We start from the raw sequence: 8,783 nt of genomic DNA, 5'->3' as shown, positions 1-8,783 counted from the left end.
GCGGCGTCACCGTGCTCGGCTACTTCCTCGGCCAGATCTCGTTCGTGCACAACAACATCGAGCTCATGCTGATCCTCATCGTGCTGATCTCGTTCATCCCGATCGTCATCGAGGTCGTCAAGGCCCGCCGGGAGAAGAAGCTCACCCAGGTCGCACCGGACGAGGCAGCCGACGCCACCGACCGCCTCTGACTGTGTTGGATGGTTCGCTTCGCACGGTGTTGGATGGTTCGCTCCGCTCACTGTGCTGAATGGTTCGCTTCGCTCCTGCGCTACTCGCCGTCTTCCTCCGTGCGATGCTCGGCGCTGGCGCGCCTGCGCTTCTCCTACGTCCAGACGGCGAACGCTCCGTCGCTCTCGCTCACATGGCGAACATTGACCCGGGGTTGAACAGGTTCTCCGGGTCGAGGGCGGCCTTGATCGACCGGTGCACGCGCAGGCCTATCGGGCCGATCTCGCGCTCCAGCCACTCGCGCTTGATCTTGCCGATGCCGTGCTCGCCGGTGACCGTGCCGCCGAGCGAGAGGCCCACCTCGAGGATGTCGTTGAACGCCTGGTTGGCGCGCGCGAACTCGTCCTCCGACGTCGGGTCGTAGACGATCGTGGGGTGCATGTTGCCGTCGCCGGCGTGGCCGACGACCGCGACCCGCAGGCCCACCTCGCTGCTGATCCGCTCGCATCCCGAGATGAGGTCCGCGATCCTGGTCCGCGGCACGCACACGTCGTCGGTCATCCAGGCGCCGTAGATCTCCAGCGCCATCAGCACCGCGCGGCGCGCCGCCAGCAGCATCTGCCCTTCGGCCGGGTCGAACGTCGAGTGCACCAGGTCCGCACCGACGTCCTGGCAGACCTGCTCGATGGCGGTCAGCTCGCGCCGGGCGGCCTCGCCGCCGGAGTCGGACTGGCACAGCAGCAGCGCCGCGCAACCCTTGCCAGCGCCCAGCTCGGTCTTGAGGTGCGTCTCGACCGCCTCGATCGACGTCGCGTCCATGATCTCCATCAGCGACGGCACGATGCCCTCGCGCACCACCCGGCTCACCGCGGCCCCCGCGGCGGCGACCGTCGAGAACGCGGCCACCAGCGTGCCCGGGGCCTGCGGCAGCGGCCGCAGGGCCAGCGTGGCCTGGGTGATCACGCCGAGCGTGCCCTCGCTGCCGATGAAGAGCTTGGTCAGGTCGTAGCCGGCCACGCCCTTGACCGTGCGCCGACCGGTCCTCAGCAGCTCGCCGTCGGCCAGCACGACCTCCAAGCCCAGCACCGAGTCGGTGGTGACGCCGTACTTCACGCAGCACAGCCCACCCGCGTTGGTGGACAGGTTGCCGCCGATCGTGCACCAGTCGTAGCTCGACGGGTCCGGCGGATAGAACAGCCCATGCTTCTCGACCGCCCCGCGCAGCTCGAGGTTCACCACGCCGGGCTGCACGACCGCGAGCCGGTTGTCGGGGTCGACCTCCAGGATCTCGTTCATCCGGGTGGTGACCAGCACGACGCAGCCGTCGATCGCGTTGGCCGCGCCGGACAGGCCGCTGCCCGCGCCCCGCGGCACGATCGGCACCCCGGCCGCCGCGCAGGCGCGCACCACCGCCTGCACTTCGCCCGCATCACCCGGCAGCACGACGGCCAGCGGGCTGCCGTGCGGGGCGAGCGGCATCATGTCGCGGCGGTAGCTGTCGGTGACGTCCGGATCGACGAGCACCGCGTCCTTCCCCAGTGCCGCGGTCAGGGTCTCCAGCAGGTCATTGTGGGTGCTCACCTGCATACCGTATCCGCCGGCTTGAGTGGATTTCGAGTCCTTCGACTCACACTCGAGTCACGGCAGGCGACATCAACCGGTGCCGAACCGAAATCGCGTCCGAGACTTTCGGGGGCTCGAACTGACACGTCGATGATTTACAGTCAATGTTGTCTGCTCAACGATGACCGGGCTGGAGGTGGTGCGCATGGCGCTTCCCGGCGACATCACGGGCCCGGCCGAAGTCCTTCTCACCACCCCGGCGAGCCCGGTGCCGGCCACCGCCAGCGTGCAGAGCCGCGCACTGGCGCAGCTGCTCATGACCGGTCTTCGACCGATCGGCGACCGGCTGAGCATCACCCGCAACCCCGCGCTGCAGATGGTCCGCGAGGCGTTCGACGCGGTCGGCTTCACCCCGCTCCCGCGCGGGACCAGGCTTACGCCCGTCACCGACGGTGACGTCCGCGGCGTCTGGATCACCGGCCGCGGCGCCGACGAGCGCGCCGGGGTCCTGCTCTACCTGCACGGCGGCGGCTTCGTCTTCGGCTCCCGGCGGACCCACCGGCACTTCGTCGCCGCGCTCTCGGCCGCGGCCGGGCGCCCGGCCTTCCTCGTGGACTACCGGCGCGCGCCCGAGCACCCGTTCCCGGCCGCCGCCGACGACGCGGTCGCGGCCTACCGCTGGCTGCTCGCGTCCGGCTACCGCGCCGACCAGATCACCGTCCTCGGCGACTCGGCCGGCGGGCACCTGGCCGCGGGCCTGCTGGCCGACCTGTCCCGACGCAGGCTGCCGATGCCGGCCGCCGCGGTCATGTTCTCCCCGTTCCTGGACCTCACGTGTGCCGAGCTCGACGACCGGGACGCCGTGCGGCGCGACCCGTTCGTGCCGCCGCAGCGGGCCCGGGAATGCGGGCAGACCTACGCCGGCGACCACGCGCTGGACTCCCGGCGGCTCGACGTGCTCGGGGCACCCAAGCGCCGCTGGCCACCGGTGCTCATCCAGGTCGGCGACACCGAGTGCCTGCTGGGCGACTCCGAGCGGATGGCCGAGAGCGTCCGCGCCGCGGGCGGCCACTGCGAGCTGCAGGTGTGGCCGGGCCAGGTGCACGTGTTCCCCGCGTTCTACCCGGTACTGCCCGAGGGCCGGGCAGCGATCCGGTACGTCGGCGAGTTCCTCCGCTCGACGTCGGCGGTCACCGTCGCTGCCTGAATACCCTCTGTGACCTGCGCCATAGCGGTGTCCACGGACGTGCCGAGTTGTGCACCTGTGGGTGATTTGCCTGGTTGACGCGTGGTCAGTCCGTTGCCGCACGGTCACCGAGTTGACAGCTGGGTTGAGGACGGACGAATAAGGTCCGGTTCCCGCAGTGCCTGCTGGCGGGTGGACGTACGCTACCTGTCGTGTCCTCTGTCCTGGCCGATGCGAGCGTGCTGGCTACCGGCGTGCTCGAGTCCGCCGGACCGGTCATGGTCTGGGTCATCGTGCTCGCCTTCGTGTTCACCGAGTGCGCGTTCATCGTCGGCCTGTTCCTGCCCGGCGACTCCCTGCTCTTCGCCGCCGGCGTGGTGCTCGCACAGCACAACCACGAGGCCAACGCGTGGGCGCTGTCGATCACCGCGACGGTCACCGCCGTCATCGGCAACATGGTCGGCTACTACATCGGGCACAAGACCGGCAACGCGCTGATCGCGCGCCGCGGCGGCAAAGTGCTCAACTTCGACAACCTGGCCCGCGCCCGCGACTTCCTCGACCGGCGCGGCTTCTGGGCGATCGTGCTGGCGCGGTGGCTGCCGTGGATCCGCACGCTCGCCCCACTCATCGCCGGCGCCGCCAACATGGACCGCAGGCGATTCCTGTTCGCCACCTCGCTCGGCGGCATCGCCTGGGTACCCACCCTGGTCCTGGTCGGCTACTACGCGGCCGGGCTCATCCAGGACCTCCCCTGGCTTCAGGCCGCCGCGCTGTGGGCGAGCATCGCGTTCTTCGTGGTCGGAACGGTTTGGGGGATCCTCCGTTACCGCCAGGAGATGCACCGGCCGGTCGAGCCGGAACCCGTCAGCGCCAAGTCCGGCGACTGAGCCGGGTCTCGGCCTGCAAAAGATCCAATAACGGCCGCCGTTTCGTCACTTCGCTCGGGCAGTATGGCTGAGGTCGGCTCGCCCCCGCACGAGCAGGAAAGGACTGTGATGCCCACGTTGACCGGTGTTCACCATGTCGCGCTCACCGTGACGGACGTGGATCGCAGCGTGCCCTGGTACGAGCGCGTACTGGGGTTCGAGACGATCGGCCGGGACGACGCGGATTCCGGCCGGCGCAAGGTCTTCCTCCGCGGTCCCGGCTTCGGGATCACGCTCACTCTGGTCCAGCACCCCGACGCGGACCGGTCCCTGTTCGACGAGCGCCGCCCGGGGCTGGACCACCTGTCGTTCAGCGTGCCCAACAACGCCTGCCTGCGGGAGTGGACCGACCGCCTCACCGAGCACGGCGTCACGTTCTCCCCGATCACCGAGGAGCAGTCCGCGCCGGGCACCAAGGTGATCTCTCTCCGCGACCCGGACGGCATCCAGCTCGTCCTCTGGGCGCGCGAGGTCTAAGGCCTGTCTCGTAGATCATCGGGTGAAGTCCTGCGCCGACCACCGGAACCTCAGGGGACCGTGACGACACCCAGCCACCACCCACCCCGATACCCGCACCATTCGCCGGGACGCAACGCACACTTTCAATCCCGGGGAGGCGGTCTAGTGCCCGCCGCTGACCGGCAGTACCGCGCCGGTCACGAACGACGCGGCCGGCGACAGCAGCCAGACGATGCCCTCGGCGATCTCCTCGGGTTGGCCCGCGCGCAGCATCGGGATCAGCGGCGCCCGCTGCTCCAGGCGGTCCGGCAGGCCGGCGGCGGCATGCAGGCCGGTCTCGACCAGGCCCGGCGCGACCGCGTTGACCCGGATGCCCTCGGCCGCCACCTCGAGCGCGAGCCCGTGGGTGAGCGAGTCGACCGCCGCCTTGCTGGCCGCGTAGTGCACCCACTCGCCGGGTGAGCCCCGGCCGGCCGCGGTCGACGACACGTTGACGATCGCGCCGCCGCGACCGCCGTAGCGGGTGGACATGCGGCGCACCGCCTCGCGGTCGCACAGGAACACGCCCAGCACGTTGACGTCGAGCACCCGGCGCACGACGGCGACGTCCTGCTCGTCGAGCCGGCCGGGGGTGTTGCCGGTGATCCCCGCGTTGCTGACCAGGCCGGTGAGCTCACCCAACCCGGTGGCGACGTCGAAGAGCCGCCGCACGTCCGCCTCGTCGGCCACGTCCGCGGCCACGGTGACCGCCGTGCCGCCGGAGGCCTCGATGTCGGCCCGCACCACCTCGGCGGCGGCGTCGTCGGAGGCGTAGTTGATCACCACGGCGTAGCCCTGCTTGGCGGCCAGCCGGCACACCGCGGCCCCGATCCCCCGAGAGCCACCGGTCACCACCACGACGTTCACGACATCGCCTCGCCGGCTCGGCGGCGCCGCTCGCGGTCGCCCTGCGTCATGGTTGGCTCGCAAGCTGGCTCACGAGAGAAAATCTAGCCGCTCCAACATCGCCGCCGCCTCGAGCACCATCCAGCCGGACAGCTGCACGGACAGGTCCCGCTCCACCCGCCGATGGCCCGAGGACCTCGGCACCTGCGCCGGCTGCGACCACTCCGGGCCGAACACCGGCCCGCCGCGGGCCAGTGCGCGGTTGCGCCACGCCGCCTCCGCCGAGGCGACCACGATCCGGGCCGCCGTGTCGCCCGCGGCTGAGCCGTACTCGCGCAGCCGCACCGCGGCCAGCGCCAGGTAGCGGGCGAGGATCCCGGCGAAGAGCCCGCCGTCGCCGCCGCCGCGGCCGCGCAGCACCAAGTCGTCGACGAGATGGGTGGCGACGGCGTTGATGGTCCGTTCGGCCCGGGACACCCACACGCCGGACGTGTCGCCCTCCGCGAGCTCGACGCAGGAGCCGAGGAACACGCCCTGGCAGTAGGTGTAGACGATCTTGACGATGTCCTTGATCGTGCCGTCAGGCTCGACGTACACGCCGTCCCACAGCAGCCCGGTCGCCGGGTCGACGAGCAGCTGCTCCATCCACTCGGTGATCGAGCGGGCCCGCTGCCGGTCGGCCCGCTCACCGCCGGCATGCGCCCACCTGGCGAACAGGATCGCGGCCGGGCCGTTGGCCGGCACGTTCTTGAACGTGTCGCCGCGCCGCCACCAGATGCCGCCGCCCGCGTGGTCGGTCCAGCCGCCGCGCAGCCGGGCGGTGATCTCGGTCAGCGGCTTCTGGACGGGGATCTCCTCGCACTCGTGCGCCCGCAGCAGCGCGAGCCCGAGCCAGGCGATGTCGTCGTAGTAGTCGTTGGTCCACGAGCCGAAGTTGCGCAGCCGCACGCCGTGCACCAGCCGGCCGATCGTCGAGGCGCGGCCTGGGTGCGGCAGGCGGTGCTGGGCGTCCACGAGGCAGTCCAGTAAGTGCGCCTGCCACCAGTAGTTCCAGTTCGCGTGCAGCCGCTGCCGAAAGGACGACGGCCAGCCGGCGACGCCGAGCCGGGTGCCCGGCAGGCCCCAGACCCGGCGCAGGTGCCGGGCGAGCACCGCCCGCTCGGCCACCGCGGCCCGCGCTGCCCACAAGGACGGAGACTCCTCGGTGGAGGACTCCGCGAACCCCGCTCGTTGACTCACCCCTCTATGGTCGGCGCTGGATCGGTTCCGAAGTGTCCGCCGGAAGAGTGATGTAGCGCTCCTGTGTAACAGTTGGGGTCATGACGACCGCAGCCGTGACCTGTCCGTTGTGCGAGGCGACCTGCGGGCTGGAGGTGACGCTCGACGGAGATCACGTGTCCGGCGTGCGCGGCGACGCGGCCGACGTGTTCTCACACGGCTTCATCTGCCCGAAGGGCGCCTCGCTCGGGGCGCTGCACCACGACCCGGACCGGCTGCGGGCGCCGCTGGTGAAGCGGGACGGCGAGTTCGTCGAGGTCAGCTGGGACGAGGCGGTCGCCGAGATCGACCGGCGGCTGCCGGCGCTGCTCGCCGAGCACGGCCGGGACGCGGTCGCGATCTACGCCGGCAACCCGTCGGTGCACAACACGTCGACCTCGCTCTACGGGCCCGCGTTCTTCAAGGCCGTCGGCACCAAGAACTTCTACACCGCGAGCACGGTGGACCAGCTGCCCAAGCACTTCTCGGCCGGCTACATGTTCGGCCACCCGCTCTCGATCCCCGTGCCGGACCTGGACCGGACCCAGCACCTGCTGCTGCTCGGCGCGAACCCGATCGTGTCCAACGGGAGCCTGATGACCGCGCCGGACGCGCGGGGCCGGCTGCGCGCGATCCGGGAGCGCGGCGGCAAGATCGTCGTGGTCGACCCGAAGCGCTCGCGGACCGCGGAGCTCGCCGACGAGCACCACGCGATCCGGCCGGGCACCGACGCGCTGCTGCTGTTCGCGCTGGTCAACGTGCTGTTCGCGGAGGACCTGGTGGCCCTCGGCGCGCTCGGCCCGCACGTCCGCGGGGTCGAGGACGTGCGCACGCTGGCCGCGCCGTTCACACCCGCGGCCGTCGCGTCGCGGACCGGGCTCGACGCCGGGGAGATCGAGCGGATGGCGCGGGAGCTGGCCGCCGCGCCGCGGGCCGCGGTGTACGGCCGGATGGGCACGACGACGCAGGCTTTCGGCACGCTCGCGAGCTGGCTCGTCGACGTGCTCAACGCGCTGACCGGCAACCTCGACCGGGAGGGCGGCGCGATGTTCCCGCTCGCCGCGGCCGGGCAGGCGAACGCGCGGCCGGGCAAGCGGCGCGTGTGGACCGCGGGCCGGTGGCGCAGCCGGGTGCGTGACCTGCCGGAGGTGCTGGGTGAGTTCCCGGTGGCCACGCTGGCCGACGAGATCCTCACGCCGGGGCCCGGCCAGGTGCGCGCGCTGGTGACCGTGTGCGGGAACCCGTGCCTGTCGACGCCCAACGCCGGGCGGCTGGCGGAGGCGCTGGCGCAGCTGGACTTCATGATCTCGCTCGACGTGTACCTGAACGAGACGAGCCGGCACGCGGACGTGATCCTGCCCGGGCCGACGCCGTTGGAGCGGCCGCACTACGACCTCGCGCTGTACCAGCTGGCCGTGCGCAACGTGGCCAACTGGACGCCGGCCGCGCTGCCGACGTCGGTGCCGCAGGAGTGGCAGACGCTGCTGCGGCTGACCGGGATCGTGGCCGGCATGGGCCCGGCCGCCTCGCTCGACGCGTTGGACGCCATGGTCGCCGGCGAGGCCGCGCGGCGGGCAGGGGTGGACGTGTCCCTCGCCGAGGGCCGGACCGGTCCGGAGCGGATCGTGGACCTGCTGCTGCGCGGCGGCCCGTACGACCTGACGCTGGCCGACCTCGAGGACGCCGAGCATGGCATCGACCTCGGCCCGCTGCAGCCGCGCCTGCCGGACGCGCTGCGCACCCCGAGTGGGCGCATCGAGCTCGCGCCCGAACCGCTGGTCGCCGACGTCGAGCGACTGCGCGCGGCGCTGCACGAGGAGCGCGAGGCGATGGTCCTGATCGGCCGCCGCCACCTGCGCTCGAACAACTCCTGGATGCACAACCTCCCGCTGCTGGTGCGTGGCCCACAGCGGTGCACGCTGCAGGTGCACCCCGAGGACGCCGCCCGCCTCGGTCTGGCCCACGGCGGCGCGGCCTGCGTGCGCGGCGCCGCCGGCGAGCTCGAGGCCACCGTGGAGGTGACCGACGCGATCCGCCCGGGCGTCGTCTCGCTGCCGCACGGCTGGGGCCACGACGAGCCGGCGCTCGGGGTGGCCAGCGCGCACGCGGGGGTCAACTCCAATCTGCTCGCCGACGAGATGCTGGTGGACCCGCTCTCGGGCAACGCCGTGCTCAACGGCATTCCCGTGCAGGTCGCGGCCGTGGGTGCGGCCGTCCCCGCCTAACCGCCAGTTCGCCCCCGCGCCTGCGTTGCAGCCGCCATGCGCGCGATCCTCGGCCTTCTCCTCCTCCTCCTCCTGCTCACGCTGCCCACGACCGCGCTCGGCGCGGAC

General features: G+C 71.8%; 7 protein-coding genes and 1 pseudogene. 5 read left to right on the top strand and 3 right to left on the bottom strand.

The genetic code is table 11. From position 1 onward, the window contains the following. A pseudogene (locus tag VGD70_RS10750) lies at positions 1 to 191 on the top strand (DedA family protein); the annotation flags it as partial. 169 nt (positions 192 to 360) lie between these two features. Here the strand turns inward: VGD70_RS10750 and VGD70_RS10745 are convergent. Then, a complete protein-coding gene (locus tag VGD70_RS10745) occupies positions 361 to 1,752 on the bottom strand; it encodes an FAD-binding oxidoreductase (protein ID WP_331080653.1) in 1,392 nt (463 codons plus the stop codon). 163 nt (positions 1,753 to 1,915) lie between these two features. Between VGD70_RS10745 and VGD70_RS10740 the strand changes: the two genes are divergently transcribed. From VGD70_RS10740 to VGD70_RS10730, 3 genes are all read left to right on the top strand, one after another. Then, a complete protein-coding gene (locus VGD70_RS10740) occupies positions 1,916 to 2,941 on the top strand; it encodes an alpha/beta hydrolase (RefSeq protein ID WP_331080651.1) in 1,026 nt (341 codons plus the stop codon). A gap of 257 nt (positions 2,942 to 3,198) precedes the next feature. Further along, positions 3,199 to 3,810, top strand: coding sequence for a DedA family protein (locus VGD70_RS10735; RefSeq protein ID WP_331080654.1), 612 nt, complete (start codon positions 3,199 to 3,201; stop codon positions 3,808 to 3,810). A gap of 108 nt (positions 3,811 to 3,918) precedes the next feature. Continuing rightward, positions 3,919 to 4,326, top strand: a complete 408-nt coding sequence (locus tag VGD70_RS10730) for a VOC family protein (protein ID WP_331080649.1) — start codon at positions 3,919 to 3,921, stop codon at positions 4,324 to 4,326. A gap of 144 nt (positions 4,327 to 4,470) precedes the next feature. On the opposite strand, the gene VGD70_RS10725 is transcribed toward VGD70_RS10730, so the two are convergent. Further along, positions 4,471 to 5,214, bottom strand: coding sequence for an SDR family oxidoreductase (locus VGD70_RS10725; protein ID WP_331080647.1), 744 nt, complete (start codon positions 5,212 to 5,214; stop codon positions 4,471 to 4,473). 69 nt (positions 5,215 to 5,283) lie between these two features. Next, positions 5,284 to 6,432 (bottom strand): glycoside hydrolase family 76 protein, encoded by a 1,149-nt coding sequence (locus VGD70_RS10720; RefSeq protein ID WP_331080645.1) that lies wholly within the window; start codon positions 6,430 to 6,432, stop codon positions 5,284 to 5,286. 80 nt (positions 6,433 to 6,512) lie between these two features. Here VGD70_RS10720 and VGD70_RS10715 point away from each other — a divergent pair, with 80 nt between their 5' ends. Next, the gene (locus VGD70_RS10715; RefSeq protein ID WP_331080643.1) at positions 6,513 to 8,675 is read left to right on the top strand and encodes a molybdopterin-dependent oxidoreductase; all 2,163 of its coding nucleotides are present in this window, start codon (positions 6,513 to 6,515) and stop codon (positions 8,673 to 8,675) included. Positions 8,676 to 8,783: the final 108 nt, after the last annotated feature.

This window comes from Actinophytocola sp. (assembly GCF_036402745.1).
Lineage (GTDB): Bacteria > Actinomycetota > Actinomycetes > Mycobacteriales > Pseudonocardiaceae > Actinophytocola.
Note: the sequence above shows the minus strand (reverse complement) of the source record. Positions and strands in the feature narration are given on the sequence as shown.